This is a genomic window from Cupriavidus sp. H39, from assembly GCF_050271075.1.
GTDB lineage: Bacteria > Pseudomonadota > Gammaproteobacteria > Burkholderiales > Burkholderiaceae > Cupriavidus > Cupriavidus necator_B.
Map to the genome: position 1 here is coordinate 2,417,965 of NZ_CP189846.1, position 16,807 is coordinate 2,434,771.

Annotated in this window: 19 protein-coding genes; all 19 read left to right on the forward strand. The window is 69.5% G+C overall.

Going from position 1 to position 16,807, the window contains the following annotated elements; all coding sequences use genetic code 11:
- The first annotated feature begins 210 nt into the window (after positions 1 to 210).
- The 19 genes from ACOCMH_RS11395 to ccmI all read left to right on the forward strand — a co-directional run bounded on the left by ACOCMH_RS11395 (position 211) and on the right by ccmI (position 16,806).
- Positions 211 to 2,664, forward strand: a complete 2,454-nt coding sequence (locus ACOCMH_RS11395) for a TonB-dependent receptor (protein ID WP_427307075.1) — start codon at positions 211 to 213, stop codon at positions 2,662 to 2,664.
- Between the two features lie 109 nt (positions 2,665 to 2,773).
- A complete protein-coding gene (locus tag ACOCMH_RS11400; protein ID WP_062802722.1) occupies positions 2,774 to 2,968 on the forward strand; it encodes a hypothetical protein in 195 nt (64 codons plus the stop codon).
- A 95-nt stretch (positions 2,969 to 3,063) separates the two neighbouring features.
- Positions 3,064 to 3,591, forward strand: coding sequence for a hypothetical protein (locus tag ACOCMH_RS11405; RefSeq protein ID WP_427307076.1), 528 nt, complete (start codon positions 3,064 to 3,066; stop codon positions 3,589 to 3,591).
- A gap of 82 nt (positions 3,592 to 3,673) precedes the next feature.
- Positions 3,674 to 4,918 (forward strand): phosphoglycerate dehydrogenase, encoded by a 1,245-nt coding sequence (serA, locus tag ACOCMH_RS11410; protein ID WP_427307077.1) that lies wholly within the window; start codon positions 3,674 to 3,676, stop codon positions 4,916 to 4,918.
- A gap of 178 nt (positions 4,919 to 5,096) precedes the next feature.
- Positions 5,097 to 5,441: a hypothetical protein gene (locus ACOCMH_RS11415; protein ID WP_427307078.1), complete on the forward strand. Its 345-nt coding sequence runs from the start codon at positions 5,097 to 5,099 to the stop codon at positions 5,439 to 5,441.
- A 221-nt stretch (positions 5,442 to 5,662) separates the two neighbouring features.
- On the forward strand, positions 5,663 to 5,827 hold the full coding sequence (gene napE, locus ACOCMH_RS11420) for a periplasmic nitrate reductase, NapE protein (RefSeq protein WP_041228818.1): 165 nt from the start codon (positions 5,663 to 5,665) through the stop codon (positions 5,825 to 5,827).
- A gap of 103 nt (positions 5,828 to 5,930) precedes the next feature.
- A complete protein-coding gene (locus ACOCMH_RS11425; RefSeq protein ID WP_427307079.1) occupies positions 5,931 to 6,245 on the forward strand; it encodes a chaperone NapD in 315 nt (104 codons plus the stop codon).
- Positions 6,242 to 8,737: a periplasmic nitrate reductase subunit alpha gene (gene napA, locus ACOCMH_RS11430; protein ID WP_427307080.1), complete on the forward strand. Its 2,496-nt coding sequence runs from the start codon at positions 6,242 to 6,244 to the stop codon at positions 8,735 to 8,737. Before ACOCMH_RS11425 ends, napA begins: the two co-directional genes overlap by 4 nt.
- A 24-nt stretch (positions 8,738 to 8,761) precedes the next feature.
- Positions 8,762 to 9,262: a nitrate reductase cytochrome c-type subunit gene (locus ACOCMH_RS11435; RefSeq protein ID WP_427307081.1), complete on the forward strand. Its 501-nt coding sequence runs from the start codon at positions 8,762 to 8,764 to the stop codon at positions 9,260 to 9,262.
- A gap of 12 nt (positions 9,263 to 9,274) precedes the next feature.
- Positions 9,275 to 9,862: a NapC/NirT family cytochrome c gene (locus ACOCMH_RS11440; protein ID WP_171513030.1), complete on the forward strand. Its 588-nt coding sequence runs from the start codon at positions 9,275 to 9,277 to the stop codon at positions 9,860 to 9,862.
- Complete coding sequence (ccmA, locus tag ACOCMH_RS11445; protein WP_427307082.1) at positions 9,859 to 10,506, forward strand: cytochrome c biogenesis heme-transporting ATPase CcmA; 648 nt, start codon at positions 9,859 to 9,861, stop codon at positions 10,504 to 10,506. Before ACOCMH_RS11440 ends, ccmA begins: the two co-directional genes overlap by 4 nt.
- A gap of 5 nt (positions 10,507 to 10,511) precedes the next feature.
- Positions 10,512 to 11,189: a heme exporter protein CcmB gene (ccmB, locus tag ACOCMH_RS11450; protein ID WP_427308441.1), complete on the forward strand. Its 678-nt coding sequence runs from the start codon at positions 10,512 to 10,514 to the stop codon at positions 11,187 to 11,189.
- Positions 11,186 to 11,977 (forward strand): heme ABC transporter permease CcmC, encoded by a 792-nt coding sequence (gene ccmC / locus ACOCMH_RS11455; RefSeq protein ID WP_427307083.1) that lies wholly within the window; start codon positions 11,186 to 11,188, stop codon positions 11,975 to 11,977. The genes ccmB and ccmC overlap by 4 nt, the downstream gene beginning before the upstream one ends.
- Positions 11,974 to 12,117: a heme exporter protein CcmD gene (ccmD, locus tag ACOCMH_RS11460; RefSeq protein WP_427307084.1), complete on the forward strand. Its 144-nt coding sequence runs from the start codon at positions 11,974 to 11,976 to the stop codon at positions 12,115 to 12,117. The genes ccmC and ccmD overlap by 4 nt, the downstream gene beginning before the upstream one ends.
- Positions 12,114 to 12,587, forward strand: coding sequence for a cytochrome c maturation protein CcmE (gene ccmE, locus ACOCMH_RS11465; RefSeq protein ID WP_427307085.1), 474 nt, complete (start codon positions 12,114 to 12,116; stop codon positions 12,585 to 12,587). Before ccmD ends, ccmE begins: the two co-directional genes overlap by 4 nt.
- Positions 12,584 to 14,602 carry a heme lyase CcmF/NrfE family subunit gene (locus tag ACOCMH_RS11470; protein WP_427307086.1) on the forward strand — a complete coding sequence of 673 codons (2,019 nt, stop codon included), beginning with the start codon at positions 12,584 to 12,586 and terminating at the stop codon, positions 14,600 to 14,602. Before ccmE ends, ACOCMH_RS11470 begins: the two co-directional genes overlap by 4 nt.
- Positions 14,599 to 15,138, forward strand: a complete 540-nt coding sequence (locus tag ACOCMH_RS11475) for a DsbE family thiol:disulfide interchange protein (RefSeq protein ID WP_427307087.1) — start codon at positions 14,599 to 14,601, stop codon at positions 15,136 to 15,138. The genes ACOCMH_RS11470 and ACOCMH_RS11475 overlap by 4 nt, the downstream gene beginning before the upstream one ends.
- Positions 15,131 to 15,607, forward strand: coding sequence for a cytochrome c-type biogenesis protein (locus ACOCMH_RS11480; RefSeq protein ID WP_427307088.1), 477 nt, complete (start codon positions 15,131 to 15,133; stop codon positions 15,605 to 15,607). The genes ACOCMH_RS11475 and ACOCMH_RS11480 overlap by 8 nt, the downstream gene beginning before the upstream one ends.
- Complete coding sequence (ccmI, locus tag ACOCMH_RS11485) at positions 15,604 to 16,806, forward strand: c-type cytochrome biogenesis protein CcmI (RefSeq protein ID WP_427307089.1); 1,203 nt, start codon at positions 15,604 to 15,606, stop codon at positions 16,804 to 16,806. The genes ACOCMH_RS11480 and ccmI overlap by 4 nt, the downstream gene beginning before the upstream one ends.
- The last annotated feature ends 1 nt before the right edge of the window (position 16,807 follow it).

The following is a 16,807-nucleotide window of genomic DNA, read 5'->3' on the forward strand; positions in this document are numbered from 1 at the left end:
CACCACTGTGTCGTGGCGGAACACTGGCCCGCTGGCGTCAACGCTCGACTGTCCCGTTTTGTGACAGGCGAGCCGGCGCCGTGGCCCGGCGCGGCGTCGCTGCCGGGGCCGCAGCCGGCCCGGCCGCGGCACGGTACGAAAACTGCTGGGGGCCTGCGCACAGGCGCGACCCGATGCAGGTACGCGCCGCCTATCCGGAGGAGACTGAGCATGCCAGCCATCCCGCGCCCTGCGCCGCCAGGCCAGCGGCGACCCCCGCCCCCATGCGACGCCGCGGCACGCCTGCGCCGCCGCGCGGGCCCGCGTGCCGCCATGCTGGCCGTGGCTATCGCGCTGCTGTTCCAGCGCGCCGCTGTGGCGCAACCGGACAGCGCTGTGCCAAACCAGGACAGCGCCATGCTGCCCGAAGTGCTGGTGGTGGCAGCCGCGCCGCTGCCCGGCATCGGCGTGGCCAGCGACCTGGTGCCCTACACCGTGCAGACCGTGCGTGGCGACGACCTCGGCGGCGCGCGCGCCGGCAACCTGGCCGATTACCTGAACCGCAACCTCGCCGGCGTCAATGTCAACGACATCCAGGGCAGCCCGTTCCAGGCCGACATCACCTACCGCGGCTTCCGCGCGTCATCGATTCCCGGCGTGCCGCAGGGCCTGTCGGTGTACCTGGACGGGATCCGCGTCAACGAACCCTTCGGCGACGTGGTCAGCTGGGACATGATTCCCGAGGCGGCGCTGGCGAGCGCGTCGCTGGTGTCCAGCGCCAACCCCGCCTACGGCCTCAACACCCTCGGCGGCGCGCTGGCCATGACCACGCGTTCGGGGCTGGACTCGCCCGGCTTCACCGCCGATCTTTCCTACGGCAGCCGGGCCCGCAAGCGCGCCGACCTGTCCGGCGGCGTGCGCAGCGACAGCGGCTGGCATGCGTTCGCGGCCGGCACGCTGTTCCAGGAGCACGGCTGGCGCGACCACTCCGAGGGCAGGCTCGGCAACGTCTTCGCCAAGGCCGGCTACGCCGGCGCAACCAATAGCTGGGATGTCTCCGTGCTGCACGGACGCAGCACCCTGACCGGCAACGGCCTGGTGCCCGGCTATCGCGCCGCCGACGGCGGCACGCAGCCCGAGCTCTACCAGGCCAACCGGCGCGCCGTCTACACCTACCCCGACCAGACCCGCAACCAGCTCACGCAGGCCGCGCTCAACGGCCGCCACTGGTTTGACGACAACACCAGCGCCGCCGCGCTGGCCTATGTGCGCAACAGCCGCCGCGACACCGCCAACGGCGACGTGAACCCCGGCTACGAAGCCTATGCCGAAGACTGCGAGGCTGGCTTCAACGCCGACGGCAGTCCGCGCGGCGACGGCTGCGGCATGACCCGCGCGGACGGCGCGGCGCTGCACCCGGCGGTGCTCAACACCAGCCATATGCGGCAGCAGACCGTGGGCATGGCGCTGAGCGTGGCGCGCGAGACCGAGCGCCACGTGCTCAATGCCGGCGTGACGCTGGACCGTAGCCGCCTGACCTATGCGCAATACGCACAGCTCGCCGCCTTTACCGACGACCGCGGCGTGGTGGCCGATCCCGCCGAGGCCAACGCGCTGTTCTCGGGCGTCAGCGGCAACGCGCGCACGCTGGGGGTGTACCTGTCCGACACCTGGTCGCTGACGCCCACCACCTTCCTGACCGCCTCGGCCCGGTGGAACCACGTCACCGTCAGCAATACGCTGCGCAACAGCGATGGCAGCGAACAGCCACGCGAGCGCTTTACCTATCGCCGCCTCAACCCGGCGCTGGGGCTGGCGCAAAAGCTGAGCGGCGGCGTCACGGTGTTCGGCGGCTATGCGCAGAACAACCGCGTGCCGACCGTGCTCGAACTCGGCTGCGCCGACCCGGAACGGCCCTGCCGGCTGCCGGCGGGCCTTCAGGCCGATCCTTATCTGAAGCAGGTGGTGTCCCACTCCTACGAGGCCGGCGTGCGCTGGCACCTGCGGCAGGACACCGAGGTCACGGCCTCGCTCTATCGCATCGACAACCACGACGACATCCTGTTCCTGCGCGCGCCGAACACGCAGCTCGGCTACTTCGCCAACTTCGACCGCACCCGCAACCAGGGCCTCGACCTCACCGCCCGCCATCGCCTGGGCGAGGTCACGCTGCGGCTCGCCTACAGCTACCTGCAGGCGACCTACCAGTCCGCCGGCCAGCTTGCCGCCGGCGAACGCACCATCGACATCCGCCCGGGCATGCGCATGGCCGGCCTGCCCCGCCATACGCTCAAGCTGGGCGTGGACTGGCGGGCGTTGGCCGGCCTGACGCTTGGCGCCGACCTGGTGGCGGTGTCGGGCACCGTCTCCAGCGGCAACGAGGACGGCCTGCGCAGCGACCCGCAGCCAGGCACCCCGCCAAAGACCGCCGACTGGCATACGCCGGGCTATGCCACCATCAACCTGCGCGCGGCGTACCAGGTGACCAAGCGGTTCGAGATCTACGCGCGCGTCGCCAACCTGCTGGACCGCCGCTATGAGACCTACGGCCAGATCGCCAACGATGTGTTTCCCGGGGGCAGCCTGGTGCGGCCGCACGTGGCCCCCGGCGATGCCGCCAGCGCGCTGTTCGTGGCGCCGGGGGCGCCGCGCAGCTTCTGGCTGGGCGTGGTGTTCCGGATGTAGCCGTCACCGGCGCTGCGGTCTTCACGATTCCTTACAGACAGCGGCGCTGGGACAATCTATTCTCCTGTCGCAAACGGAATCCCCTCATCCCCACAACAAGGAGAATGCAATGAAATCCGTACTGGCCCTTCTGGTCGCGTGCAGCGCCCTGCTCGGCGGCTGCGTGGTCGCCCCTTATGACACCTACGGCGGCGGCCCGCAGGGTTGCCCGCCGGGACAAGCCAAGAAAGGCAACTGCCGCGTCGACGCGTACGGCAACGAATCGTTCTGCCCGCCGGGCCAGGCCAAGAAGGGCCGCTGCTAAGCCGGCCCGGCCGCGCTGCCGGCCGGTGTTGCAGGAACCCGCCCGCGAGCCGGACAATGGCCATTGCGGACCTTCTCCGTCCGCAGGAGCGCGCCATGCCATCCCGGTCCCTATCCCCGCGCCGCCTCGGCGGCCTGTGCGTTGCCGTGGCCCTGTTGGGCGCCTGCGCCACCCTGCAGCCGGAACAGACCGGCAGGCAGATGATCGGCAGCCCCGAAAGTGCCGTACGCCAAACTTTCGGACCACCCACCGAGACCCACCGCCTTGCCGACGGCACCACCCGCTGGCTGTGGTCGCGGCAGCCCTTCGGCCATGAGGTCTACGCCGCCGATTTCGATGGCGCGGGCAGGCTGACCCGCTACCGACAGATGCTCACCGAAGCGGAAATCTATCGCGCCCAGGTCGGCGTCTGGACCAAGCAGGACGTGCAGCAGCATTTCGGGCTGCCGCGCGAGCCGGTGCAGTATTACCCACTGATGCAGCGCGAAGCCTGGTCATGGCGCATGTATAAGGACGGCCTGCAGACGGCGCACTTCAGCTGCTACTTCGACAATGCCGGCGTGCTGCGCCAGACCATGATCATCGTCGATCCGCTCGGCGGCGACGCGCGCCGCGCGCGCTGACGCCGCGGCCGGTGCCAATGCCGGCAGCAGGGGCTCCCCGGCCCCGGCACCGTTTTACGCGCAGAATGGAGGCGATGCGGCAATGCCCGCCCACCTCTCCCTGCGGAAAACCAACGTGACCACAGCCATCCTGCTCGAGAACATCCACCAGAGCGCCAACGCCCGGCTGGCCGAAGCCGGCCTGCAGGTCGAGCGCCGCACCGGCGCGCTGGCCGGTGCCGAACTGCGCCAGGTGCTGGCCAGCCATGACGTGATCGGCATCCGCTCCGCCACCCACCTGCGTGCCGACGATATCCGCAGCGCACCGGCCCTGCTTTCGATCGGCTGCTTCTGCATCGGCACCTCGCAGGTCGACCTGGATGCCGCCACCGCCGCCGGCATCCCGGTCTTCAACGCGCCCTTTTCCAACACCCGTTCGGTGGCCGAGCTGGTGGTCGCCGAAGCGGTGATGCTGCTGCGCCGGATTCCCGAGAAGAACACGCTGGCGCATGCCGGCAAATGGGCCAAGGGCGCCAGCGGCGCGTTCGAGGCGCGCGGCAAGACCATTGCCATCGTCGGCTACGGCAACATCGGCTCGCAGGTCGGCGTGCTGGCCGAATCCATGGGCATGCGTGTGGTCTACTACGATGTGCTGGCGCGGCTCTCGCACGGTTCGGCGCGCGCCGCCGGCTCGCTCGAAGAAGCGGTGTCGCAGGCCGAGGTGGTGACCCTGCACGTGCCAGCCACGCCGCGCACGCGCAACATGATCGATGCCAGTATCCTGGCCGCGTGCAAGCCGGGCGCGATCCTGATCAATGCCTCGCGCGGCAGCGTGGTCGACATCGCCGCGCTGGCCGCGGCGCTGCGCGAGAAGCGGCTGGGCGGCGCCGCCATCGACGTGTTCCCGGAAGAGCCGAAGACCAACCAGGACCCCTTCACCAGCGCACTGCAGAACCTGCCCAACGTGCTGCTGACCCCGCACGTCGGTGGCAGCACCGAAGAAGCGCAGGAAAACATCGGCACCGAGGTGGCGGCCAAGCTGGCGCATTTCCTGGCCACCGGCGGCACCATCGGCGCGGTCAACTTCCCCGAGGTCGATCCCGGTCCGCTGCATGCGCCGGCGCGCCTGCTCAACGTGCACGGCAACGCGCCGGGCGCGCTCGCCGCGCTGAACACGCTGCTGGCGCAGGAGGGGGTGAACATCACCGGCCAGCACCTGCAGACGCGCGGCCACACCGGCTACGTGGTCACCGACCTGGACCGCGTGCCGTCCGCGCAACTGATGCAGGCGTTGCAGACCCATGCCGGCTTTTCCCGCTCGCGGCTGATCCTGCGCGGCGCGGCGTAGGCACGGGCAAGCGCCGGGCGGATCCCCGCAACTTCCACCGAACTGTCTTAAGCGCTGAAAGCCGTCTGAACGCGAGGCTATGCTGAAGTCAGCCCACACGCGAATTTGGTGGGCCTGCACGGTACGCGATGAGCATGGCGGCCCGGTCGGCGCCGCACTAACTATCGTGAGGTCAGACATGTCGCTTGAACGGAGCAGGACGGCCGCCGCCTTGGCTGGCCGGCTGGCCGCAGCCACGCTGCTGTCGATCGCGGGAATCGGCGGCGCTGCCGCGCAAACCGGCACCATCACATTCCTGGGGGCAATCACGTACCCCTCATGCGACTTCCGGCAGTCTGCCGGCCAGCTGCAGGCCAGTTGCCAGCAGCCAACGGGGCAGGTCGTGTCGGCGCCCCTTGCCGTGACACCCGGCCTGCTGCCGGGACTGACCCGAATCGGCGTGGCCAGCCTGGAAGTCCAGCCTGCGCGCGCCACCACGCGCAGCGCGGCACCTGCCTACGTGGTCTTGGTGACGTATCACTAGCAGACCTATCACCAGGTGATATATCCGCCCGCGGGTGGCCTGGCGCCCGCTACCGCAATCGGGGGATTGCGTTGCCGGCATTGCGGCCCCTGCCGCATCTTTCGCCGTCACGGCTTGACCGCCGAGAGTGCAGTCTTGACACCTTGGCTTGCGCTTCCTTTAATGGTGTAACGCATCGCGTGCTGCGCCCGATCCCTTCTTGCCGACAACGTCAACCCACAATGGAAACCGGAGAAGCCCACGACCCGCAGCGCAAGCAAGAAGAACTGCGCAGTTTCCTTTTCCTGACCGCTGTCATGGTGCCGGTACTGTCCGTCATCATCGTTGCGGGCTATGGGTTCATCGTCTGGATGACCCAGCTGATCAGCGGTCCGCCGTCACACTAGGCGACCGGCAGGCCGGTGCGGCTGGCTCGCCGCCATCGGGGCATTTGACAGATAAAAACAAGCTGCAGCCCAGACTGAAACGGCATCGAACCGGAGCTTGCGCATGCCCGCAGCAAGACGCGCCATCCCCATCCAGCCGCTGCCCGCCGGCGCAGAGTGGCATATCGCCGGTATCGTCGTCCATGCGCTGCCGGGCCAGTTGGCCCGGGTCCGGGCCGCGATCGACGGCATCACCGGCGCCGAAATCCACGCCGCCAGCGACGCCGGCAAACTCGTCGTCACCATCGAAGCGCCCACCTCGCGCGCCATTGCCGCGCACCTGACCTACCTGCACCAGCTCGACGGCGTGCTGTCCGCGGCCCTCGTTTACCAGCACAACGAAGACGCCGAGGCAATGAACGAGGAGATCGCCCGATGAATATCTCTCGTCGTGACTTCATCAAGCAGACCGCGGTGGCCGCCACGGCGTCCGTTGCCGGCGTGACGCTGCCCGCGGGGGCCGCCAACATGGTGACCGACAGCGAAGTGACCAAGCTGAAGTGGTCCAAGGCGCCATGCCGCTTCTGCGGCACCGGCTGCGGCGTCACGGTGGCGGTGCGAGACAACAAGGTGGTGGCGACCAACGGCGATCCGCAAGCCGAGGTCAACAAGGGCCTGAACTGCGTCAAGGGCTACTTCCTGTCGAAGATCATGTACGGGCAGGACCGGCTGACCAAGCCTCTGCTGCGCATGAAGAACGGCAAATTCGACAAGAACGGCGAATTCGCCCCGGTCACGTGGGAGCGCGCCTTCGACGAGATGGAGCAGCAGTTCAAGCGCGTGCTGAAAGAGAAAGGCCCGACCGCGGTGGGCATGTTCGGCTCGGGCCAGTGGACCGTCTGGGAAGGCTATGCCGCGTCCAAGCTGATGAAGGCGGGCTTCCGCTCCAACAACCTCGATCCCAATGCGCGCCACTGCATGGCGTCGGCCGTACAGGGCTTCATGCGCACCTTCGGCATGGACGAGCCGATGGGCTGCTACGACGACTTTGAAGCCGCCGACGCCTTCGTGCTGTGGGGCTCGAACATGGCCGAGATGCACCCGATCCTGTGGACGCGCATCACCGACCGGCGCCTGAGCCATCCAAAGACACGCGTGGCGGTGCTGTCGACATTTACGCACCGCTCGTTCGACCTGGCCGACATCCCGGTCATCTTCAAGCCGCAGACCGACCTGGCGATGATGAACTACATCGCCCACTACATCATCAAGAACAACAAGGTCAACAAGGACTTCGTCAACAAGCACACCGTGTTCAAGGAAGGCGTGACCGATATCGGCTATGGCCTGCGGCCTGAACATCCGCTGCAGAAAGCCGCCAAGAACGCGGCCGATCCGGGCGCGTCGCGCCCCATTACCTTCGACGACTTCGCGCGCTTCGTCGCCAAATACGACGCCGATACCGTCAGCAAGCTGTCGGGCGTGCCCAAGGCCAAGCTCGACCAGCTGGCCGAGCTCTATGCCGACCCCAACATCAAGGTGATGTCGCTGTGGACCATGGGCTTCAACCAGCATACGCGCGGCAGCTGGGCCAACAACATGGTCTATAACCTGCACCTGCTGACCGGCAAGATCGCCACGCCAGGCAACAGCCCGTTCTCGCTGACCGGGCAGCCGTCGGCGTGCGGCACCGCGCGCGAGGTGGGCACCTTCTCGCACCGGCTGCCCGCCGACATGGTGGTGACCAACCCCAAGCACCGCGAGGAAGCCGAGCGCATCTGGAAGCTGCCCGCCGGCACCATCCCCGACAAGCCGGGCTACCACGCCGTGCTGCAGAACCGCATGCTCAAGGACGGCAAGCTCAACGCCTACTGGGTGCAGGTCAACAACAACATGCAGGCCGCGGCCAACCTGATGGAAGAAGGCCTGCCGGGCTACCGCAACCCGCAGAACTTCGTGGTGGTGTCCGACGCCTATCCCACCGTGACCGCGCTCGCCGCCGACCTGATCCTGCCCAGCGCGATGTGGGTGGAAAAAGAAGGCGCCTACGGCAATGCCGAGCGCCGCACGCAGTTCTGGCACCAGCTGGTCGATGCGCCCGGCGACGCGCGCTCCGACCTGTGGCAGCTGATGGAGTTCTCCAAGCGCTTCAAGGTCGAGGACGTCTGGCCCGCCGACCTGATCGCGAAAAAGCCCGAGTACCGCGGCAAGACCCTGTACGACGTGCTCTTCCGCAACGGCCAGGTCGACAAGTTCCCGCTCAAGGAGATCGACGCCGACTACCAGAACGCGGAGGCCAAGGCCTTTGGCTTCTACGTGCAGAAGGGGTTGTTCGAAGAGTACGCCAGCTTCGGCCGCGGCCACGGCCACGACCTGGCCCCGTTCGATGCCTATCACGAGGCGCGCGGGCTGCGCTGGCCGGTGGTCAACGGCAAGGAAACGCGCTGGCGCTACCGCGAGGGCAGCGACCCGTACGTCAAAGCCGGCACCGGCTACCAGTTCTATGGCAACCCCGACGGCAAGGCGGTGATCTTCGCCCTGCCCTACGAACCACCGCCCGAAGCGCCCGACCAGGAATACCCGTTCTGGCTGGCCACCGGCCGCGTGCTGGAGCACTGGCACTCCGGCTCGATGACGCGGCGCGTGCCCGAGCTGTACCGCGCCTTTCCCAACGCGGTGGTGTTCATGCATCCGGAAGACGCCAAGGCCATGGGATTGCGCCGCGGTGTTGAAGTCGAGGTTGTATCCCGGCGCGGCCGCATGCGTTCGCGCGTGGAGACGCGCGGGCGCGACGCCCCGCCGCGCGGGCTGGTGTTCGTGCCGTGGTTCGATGCCAGCCAGTTGATCAACAAGGTGACGCTGGACGCCACCTGCCCGATCTCGCTGCAGACCGACTTCAAGAAGTGCGCGGTCAAGATCGTCAAGGTCTAGCCCGCAACCGAACAGGGAGACGCCATGAAGCCAAGCCGATCCTGGATGCCGCTGCTGGCCCTGTGCGCACTGCTGCTGGCCGTGCTCGCGCCGCAGGCCGCCGGCCCCGCGCACGCACAGGGGGTCGTCGACGCGATGCGCGGGCCCACGCCCATCGCCAATGAAGCCAAGGCGCCGCTGCTCTACCCCACCGAGAACAAGGACATCCGCCGCACCCGCAACTACACCATGCAGCCGCCCACGATCCCGCACAAGATCGACGGCTACCAGCTCGACAAGGACTTCAACCGCTGCATGTTCTGCCACGCCCGCACCCGCACCGAAGAGACCCAGGCGATCCCGGTCAGCATCACCCACTACATGGATCGCAACAACAACGTGCTGGCCGAGGTCTCGCCGCGCCGCTACTTCTGCACCCAGTGCCACGTGCCGCAGGCCGACGCCAAGCCGCTGGTGGGCAACAGCTTCGTCGACGTTGAGCAGCTGCTCAAGCGCAAGCCCGGTACCAAGGGCTCGTCCAACTAGCGAGTGCGCGCCATGCTCGACCTGATCAAGCGTTACTGGCGGACCATCAACCAGCCCAGCGCGTACTTCAGCCTGGCCTTCCTGACGCTCGGCGGCTTTATCGCCGGGGTGGTGTTCTGGGGCGCGTTCAACACCGCGCTGGAACTGACCAACACCGAGCAGTTCTGCACCGGCTGCCACGAAATGCGCGACAACGTCTACCAGGAGCTGCAGGGCACCATCCATTTCACTAACCGCAGCGGCGTGCGCGCCAAGTGCTCGGACTGCCATGTGCCGCACAACTGGACCAGCAAGATGGCGCGCAAGATGCAGGCGTCCAAGGAGGTCTGGGCCAAGATCTTCGGCACCGTCGACACCCGCGAGAAATTCCAGGCGCACCGGCTCACGCTGGCCCAGCATGAGTGGGCCCGCTTCAAGGCCAACGATTCGCTGGAATGCCGCAACTGCCACGACTACCAGTCGATGGACTTCACGCGGCAGAGCCCGCGCGCGCAGGCCATGCATTCGACCTACCTGGCCAACAAGGAGAAGACCTGCATCGACTGCCACAAGGGCATCGCCCACCATCTTCCCGACATCTCCAAAGCCGAGGAGCAATGACGGATGCCGCCGCGCCCGTGCTGAGCGCCAGCGGCCTGGCCATCTCGCGGGCCGGCCGCCCGGTCTTGCTCGGCATCGACCTGGGCCTGGCGCCGGGCGGCCTGCTGCAGGTGCTGGGCGCCAACGGCAGTGGCAAGACCACGCTGCTGCGCGTGCTGTGCGGGCTGGCCAGCGCGGATGCCGGCACGCTGCACTGGCACGGCCGCCCGCTGCGCGCCGCCGACCCGGATTTTCAGCAGGCGCTGGCCTACCTCGGCCATGCGAACGGCATTGACGTCGACCTGACCCCGGCCGAGAACCTGCGCTTTGCCGCCCGCCTCGCCGGTCGCCATGCCGATGCCGGCCAGCGCGCCGACAGCGTCGCGCGCGCCCTCGCCGCCCAAGGGCTGGAGCGGGTCGCGCAGGTGCCGGTGCGCACGCTGTCGCAAGGCCAGCGCCGGCGCGTCGCGCTGGCGCGGCTGGCGCTGGCGCCGCGCGCCTTGTGGCTGCTGGACGAACCGGTCACCGCGCTGGATGCCGAGGGTTGCGCGCGCTTCCAGCGCCAGCTCGACGCGCACCTGGCCGCGGGCGGCATGGCCGTGATCGCCACGCACCAGTTGCTGCCGGCCGGCGGCGCGGTGCTGCGCCTGGGCCGATCGGCATGACCGGCATGATGTGCACGCTCGCCGCCATCGTCGCGCACGATGTCTCGCTATCGTGGCGACGGCGCGGCAGCCTGCTTGGCGGGGTGGTGTTCTTTGTCATGGCCGCCAGCCTTTTCCCGCTGGCGATCGGCCCCGAACCCCAGCAGCTGCGCGCGCTGGCACCGGGCATCCTGTGGGTGACGGCGCTGCTGGCCTCGATGCTGTCGCTGTCGCGGCTGTTTGCGCAGGAGCATGCCGACGGCAGCCTGGACCAGCTGCTGCTGTCGCCGCATCCGCTGGCCTTGCTGGTGCTGGCCAAGATCGCCGCGCACTGGCTGACCAGCGGACTGCCGCTGCTGTTGCTGACGCCGCTGCTGGCCCAGCAGTACGGGCTGCCGTTCGGCGCCGCGCTGCTGCTGGCGGCATCGCTGCTGGTCGGCACGCCGGCGCTGAGCCTGATCGGCGCGGTCGGCGCGGCCCTGACCCTGGGCGTGCGTGGCGGCGCGGTGCTGCTGTGCATCCTGGTGCTGCCGCTGTGCGTGCCGGTGCTGGTGTTCGGCGCCGGCGCCGCAGCCGCGGCCGATGCCGGGCTGGACGTGACGGCGCAGTTCTCGCTGCTGGGCGCGTGCCTGGCGCTGTCGCTGTTCCTGTGCCCGCTGGCCGCCGCCGCGGGGCTGCGCATTGCCATGGAGACGCCGGCATGAGCCAGCCGCTGCCATCGGTGCCACACCGCATCCCGCCACACGCCCGCGCCCGCCGCGCCTGGCTGGCCTACGCCGCGCCGGTGCGTTTCTATCCGCTGGCCGGGCGCATGGCCCCATGGTGCTTCGCCGCGGCGGCGCTGTTCGCGCTGGCGGGCTTGTGGACCGGCTTTGCCGTGGCGCCCACCGACGCGCAGCAGGGCGAGGTCTACCGCATCATCTTCATCCATGTGCCGGCGGCATGGATGTCGATGTTCATCTACGTGATCATGGCCGGCTATTGCGCGCTGGGGCTGGTGCTGCGCACGCGGTTGTCGTCGATGATGGCGTCGGCGCTGGCGCCTACCGGCGCGCTCTTCACCGTGCTGGCGCTGTGGACCGGCGCGCTGTGGGGCCAGCCCACCTGGGGCACGTGGTGGGTGTGGGACGCGCGGCTCACCTCAGAGCTGCTGCTGCTGTTCCTGTACCTGGGCTTTATCGCGCTGGAAGCCGCCATCGATGAGCCGCGCCGCGCCGAACGCGCCTGCGCGGTGCTGGCGCTGGTGGGGGTGGTCAACATTCCGGTGATCTATTTCTCGGTGCAGTGGTGGAACACGCTGCACCAGGGCGCCTCGGTCAGCCTGACCGCGGCGCCGTCGATGGCAGCCACCATGCTGGCCGGCATGCTGCTGATGACGCTGGCGTGCTGGATGTACACGGTGGCGGTGGCGCTGGTGCGCGTGCGCTGCATCCTGCGCGAGCGCGGCGAGGCGCCGCATGGCCCCGCCATGGTTTCCGGAGAGACGTCATGACGCTGTCCACGCTGCTGCCCTACGGGCACCACGGCATCTTCATCGCCGGCGCCTTCGGCGTGAGCGCGCTGCTGCTGGCACTGGAGCTGGTGCTGCTGGCCCGCCGCTGCCGTGCCGCGCGCCCGGAAGCCGGCCAATGACACCACGCCAGCGCCGCTTCGGGCTGCTGGCCGCGGCACTGGCCTGCTGCGGCATCGCGGCGGCGCTCGTGCTCAATGCCTTCCGCTCCAACCTGGTGTTCTTCTTCAGCCCGAGCCAGGTCGCCGCGCATGAGGCGCCGGTGGCGCGCAGCTTCCGGCTGGGCGGGCTGGTCGCGCCCGGCTCGATCCGGCGCGAGGGTGACGGCATGACGGTGCGCTTCGTCGTGACCGACACCGCGCGCCAGGTGCCGGTGCAATATCGCGGCCTGCTGCCCGACCTGTTCCGCGAAGGCAAGGGCGTGGTCGCGCGCGGCCAGCTGCAGGCGGACGGCACCTTCATCGCCAGCGAGGTGCTGGCCAAGCACGATGAAAACTACATGCCGCCCGAAGCCGCCGACGCGCTCAAGCAGGCCGAACAGGTGAACCGCCGCATGGCCGAAGCCGCGCCGGCACAGGGGGTGCGCCGGTGATCGCGGAACTCGGCCATTTCGCCCTGATCGTGGCCCTGCTCGTCGCGCTGGTGCAGGCCGTGGTGCCACTGGCCGGGGCGGCGCGCGGCCAGCTGGCGTGGATGGCGCTGGCGCGCCCCGCCGCGCGCGTGCAGTGCCTGCTGGTGGCGCTGTCCTTCGCCGCGCTGACCTGGTCCTTCGTCAGTAACGACTTCAGCGTGCGCTATGTCGCCGCCAACGCCAACAGCGCGCTGCCGTTGGCTTACCGCATCGCCGCGGTGTGGGGCGGGCACGAAGGCTCGATGCTGCTGTGGACGCTGATGCTCGGGCTGTGGTCGCTGGCGGTGTCGGTGTACAGCCGGCAGCTGCCGCTGGCCGCCGTGGCCCGCGTGCTGGCCGTGATGGGCGCGATCAGCGCCGGCTTCCTGGCATTCCTGCTGTTTGCCTCCACCCCCTTCGTGCGGCTGCTGCCGCCGGCGATGGAAGGCCGCGACCTCAACCCGCTGCTGCAGGACCCGGGCATGGTGTTCCACCCGCCGCTGCTGTACATGGGCTACGTCGGCTTCTCGGTGACCTTTGCCTTTGCCGTGGCCGCGCTGCTGGCCGGACGCGTCGATGCCGCCTGGGCGCGCTGGTCGCGGCCCTGGACCACCGTGGCGTGGGCCTTCCTGACGCTGGGCATCATGCTGGGCAGCGCCTGGGCCTACTACGAGCTGGGCTGGGGCGGCTGGTGGTTCTGGGACCCGGTCGAGAACGCCTCGTTCATGCCGTGGCTGGCCGGCACCGCGCTGATGCATTCGCTGGCGGTGACCGAGAAGCGCGGCGCTTTCCGCGCCTGGACCGTGCTGCTGGCGATCTTCACGTTCTCGCTGAGCCTGCTGGGCACTTTCCTGGTCCGTTCCGGCGTGCTGACCTCCGTCCACGCCTTTGCCGTGGACCCGAAGCGCGGCATCTTCATCCTGGCGCTGCTGGGGCTGGTGACCGGGCTGGCACTGGCGCTGTATGCGTGGCGCGCGCCGCGGCTGGCACGGCGCGTGGCGTTTGCGGCCGTGTCGCGTGAGTCGATGCTGCTGGCCAACAACGTGCTGCTGGCGGTGGCGGCCGCCACGGTGCTGCTGGGCACGCTGTACCCGCTGCTGGTCGATGTACTGGGGCTGGGCAAGATCTCGGTCGGCCCGGCCTATTTCGAGCAAGTCTTCGTGCCCTTGATGGCCCCCGCGGTGCTGTTGATGGGCGCCGCGCCGCTGGCGCGCTGGCGCCATGGCAGCCTGCCCGACATGGCGCGCCGCCTGCGCTGGGCCGCCATGGCCAGCACGGCCATCGGGCTGGGGCTGCTGCTGGGGCTGCGCAACGCATCGGCGCTGAGCGGGCTGGGGCTGCTGCTGGCGGCGTGGTGCGTGCTGAGCGCCGTGGCCAGCCTGGCGGCGCGTTTGCGCCAACCGCAAGGGCGCCGCCTGGCCGCGTTGCGCCAGTTCACGCCAAGCTACTGGGGCATGCTGCTCGCCCACGCCGGCGTGGGCATCTTCATCGCCGGCGTGACGCTGGTATCCGGCCAGGAAAGCCTGCGCGAGCTGCCCATGCGCGCCGGCGACAGTGTCAGCGTGGGCGGCTATGACTTCCGCTTTGCCGGCGTGAGCCAGGCCGGCGGGCCCAACTACGACGCGCTGCGCGGCACGCTGGTGGCCTCGCGCGACGGCAAGCGGGTAGCACTGCTCCACCCCGAGCGCCGCATCTACCGCAGCCAGGACATGCCCACCACCGAGGCCGCGATCGACAGCGGCCTGACGCGCGACCTCTACGTGGCGCTGGGCGAGAATGTCGATGGCAGCGCCTGGGCCGTGCGCATCCACGTCAAGCCCTTTGTCGACTGGATCTGGGGCGGCTGCGTGCTGATGGCGCTGGGCGGGCTGCTGGCCGTCTGCGACAAGCGTTACCGGCTGCGCCGCCGTGCCGCCAATCCAGCCACCGCGCCAGCCGCGCCGGATGCGCCCGCAGTGCCGGCATTGGCCAGCGTCCATGAGGAGACGCCCGCATGACGCGTTTCCTGCTGCCGCTGGCCGCCTTCCTCGCCCTTGCCGTCGCGCTGGCCGCCGGGCTGCGCCACGACCCGCGCGAACTGCCTTCGCCGCTGGTCGGCAAGGCCGCGCCGGCGTTCCGCCTGCCGCTGCTCGATCCCGAAGGCAGCACGCTGGCCAGTGCCGACCTGCGCGGCAAGGTCTGGCTGCTGAATGTGTGGGCGTCGTGGTGCGCGGCCTGCCGCACCGAGCATCCGCTGCTGGTGGATTTTGCCGCGCACGCGCCGGTGCCGCTGTATGGCCTCAACTACAAGGACGAGACCGGCGCCGCGCGCGACTGGCTGCAGCGGCTGGGCAACCCCTATGCCGCTTCGCTGGTCGATGCCGATGGCCGCGTCGGCATCGATTACGGCGTCTATGGCGTGCCCGAGACCTTTGTCATTGACCAGCATGGCGTGGTGCGCTACCGCCAGGTGGGCCCGGTCACGCGCGAGGTGCTGGAGCGCAAGCTGATCCCGCTGATCGAGCAGCTGGAACAGGGAGGTGGCCATGCGTAGCCGCATCCGCGCCCTGCTTGCCTTGCTCGCCGTGGCGCTGTGCGGCGTGGCGCTGCAGGCCGCGGCGCTGACCGAAGCCGAACTCGATGCCCGCGTGCACGCGCTGTCCAACCAGTTGCGCTGCCTGGTCTGCCAGAACCAGACCCTGGCCGACTCCAACGCCGAGCTGGCGGTCGACCTGCGGCGCCAGATCCGCGCGCAGTTGCGCGGCGGCGCCAGCGACGATGCCGTGAAGGACTACTTGGTACAGCGCTATGGCGACTTCGTGCTGTACCAGCCGCCGCTGCGGCCGCTGACGTGGCTGCTGTGGTTTGGACCGCTGCTGCTGCTGGCCGGCGTGGCCGTCGCGATCATGCGTGCGCGCTCGCGCAATCGCCAGGCCGATGCGACGCTAGACGCCAGCACGCAGCGTCAGCTTGCAGACTTGCTGGACGAATCAGCCACGCCAATGGAGCACCGTCAGCCATGACCACCTTCTGGCTGCTCGCCGCCGTCCTGATCGCCGCCACCACAGCCTGCATGCTGTGGCCCCTGCTGCGCCGCCGGGCAGCGCCAGACCCCGGCACGCCCGAACGCAGCTTGCTGGTTGACCTGTACCACGACCAGCTGCGCGAGCTGGACACGGACCTGCGCGGCGGCACCCTCACCGCGGCGCGCCACGCCGAAGCCCGCGACGAACTCGGCCGCCGGCTGCTCGATGATGCCGCCGGTGCCGCCGCCGGCACGGGACGGGCCGGCACCTCGCCCCTGCTCGCCGCGCTGCTGCTCGCATTGCTTCCCAGCGCCGCCATCCTGCTCTACCTGCACCTTGGCAACCCGGTCGCGCTATGGCGCGCCGACGACCTGCCCGAAAGCACCGGCAGCCAGCACCAGCTGAGCGGTGCGCAGGTCGAGGGCATGGTGAACCAGCTGGCGCAGCGCCTGCGCGAGTCGCCCGGCGACGCACAGGGCTGGGCCATGCTGGCGCGCTCATACGGCGTGATGGAGCGCCATGCCGACGCCGCCGCGGCGTACGCGCGGGCCGTCGAACTGGCGCCGGACGTGGCCGCGCTGCGCTCGGACTACGCCGATGTGCTGGCCAGCCTGAGCGGCGGCTCGCTGGAAGGCCCGCCCATGGCACAGGTGCGCCAGGCGCTGGCGCTGGACCCGGACGACCCCAAAGCGCTGGCGCTTGCGGCCAGCGCCGCGGCCGAACGTGGCGACAAACCGGCGGCGATCGGATATTGGGAGCACCTGTACCGGCTGCTGCCGGCGGATTCGCAGACCGCGGCGCGCATCGCCGCCAACCTCGCGGCCGCGCGCGGCACGGCTGCCGCTGCGCAAACCCCGAAGATCACCGGCATGGTCATGCTCAGCGAGAAGGCCGGGCGCACGCAACCGGGCGACACGCTCTTTGTCTACGCGCTGCCCACCGACGGCTCGCGCATGCCGCTGGCGGTGCTGCGCCGCCAGGCACGCGACCTGCCGCTGGCATTCACGCTGGATGATGCGATGGCGATGCGGCCCGACCAGCGGCTGTCAGGGCAGCAACAGGTCATGCTGGAAGCGCGGATTTCGGCCAGCGGCAGCGCCTTGCCGAAGGCCGGGGACCTGGTGGGGCGCACCGGACCGGTGGCAGTCGGCACCGAGGGCATCCGCATCGCCATCGACGGCGCGATCGCGCCATAGC

Bases quoted from the DNA above. Each gene is read 5' to 3' on its own strand.
- ACOCMH_RS11395 (WP_427307075.1), top strand. From the start codon at position 211: ATGCCAGCCATCCCGCGCCCTGCGCCGCCAGGCCAGCGGCGACCCCCG.
- ACOCMH_RS11400 (WP_062802722.1), top strand. From the start codon at position 2,774: ATGAAATCCGTACTGGCCCTTCTGGTCGCGTGCAGCGCCCTGCTCGGC.
- ACOCMH_RS11405 (WP_427307076.1), top strand. From the start codon at position 3,064: ATGCCATCCCGGTCCCTATCCCCGCGCCGCCTCGGCGGCCTGTGCGTT.
- serA (WP_427307077.1), top strand. From the start codon at position 3,674: ATGCCCGCCCACCTCTCCCTGCGGAAAACCAACGTGACCACAGCCATC.
- ACOCMH_RS11415 (WP_427307078.1), top strand. From the start codon at position 5,097: ATGTCGCTTGAACGGAGCAGGACGGCCGCCGCCTTGGCTGGCCGGCTG.
- napE (WP_041228818.1), top strand. From the start codon at position 5,663: ATGGAAACCGGAGAAGCCCACGACCCGCAGCGCAAGCAAGAAGAACTG.
- ACOCMH_RS11425 (WP_427307079.1), top strand. From the start codon at position 5,931: ATGCCCGCAGCAAGACGCGCCATCCCCATCCAGCCGCTGCCCGCCGGC.
- napA (WP_427307080.1), top strand. From the start codon at position 6,242: ATGAATATCTCTCGTCGTGACTTCATCAAGCAGACCGCGGTGGCCGCC.
- ACOCMH_RS11435 (WP_427307081.1), top strand. From the start codon at position 8,762: ATGAAGCCAAGCCGATCCTGGATGCCGCTGCTGGCCCTGTGCGCACTG.
- ACOCMH_RS11440 (WP_171513030.1), top strand. From the start codon at position 9,275: ATGCTCGACCTGATCAAGCGTTACTGGCGGACCATCAACCAGCCCAGC.
- ccmA (WP_427307082.1), top strand. From the start codon at position 9,859: ATGACGGATGCCGCCGCGCCCGTGCTGAGCGCCAGCGGCCTGGCCATC.
- ccmB (WP_427308441.1), top strand. From the start codon at position 10,512: ATGATGTGCACGCTCGCCGCCATCGTCGCGCACGATGTCTCGCTATCG.
- ccmC (WP_427307083.1), top strand. From the start codon at position 11,186: ATGAGCCAGCCGCTGCCATCGGTGCCACACCGCATCCCGCCACACGCC.
- ccmD (WP_427307084.1), top strand. From the start codon at position 11,974: ATGACGCTGTCCACGCTGCTGCCCTACGGGCACCACGGCATCTTCATC.
- ccmE (WP_427307085.1), top strand. From the start codon at position 12,114: ATGACACCACGCCAGCGCCGCTTCGGGCTGCTGGCCGCGGCACTGGCC.
- ACOCMH_RS11475 (WP_427307087.1), top strand. From the start codon at position 14,599: ATGACGCGTTTCCTGCTGCCGCTGGCCGCCTTCCTCGCCCTTGCCGTC.
- ACOCMH_RS11480 (WP_427307088.1), top strand. From the start codon at position 15,131: ATGCGTAGCCGCATCCGCGCCCTGCTTGCCTTGCTCGCCGTGGCGCTG.
- ccmI (WP_427307089.1), top strand. From the start codon at position 15,604: ATGACCACCTTCTGGCTGCTCGCCGCCGTCCTGATCGCCGCCACCACA.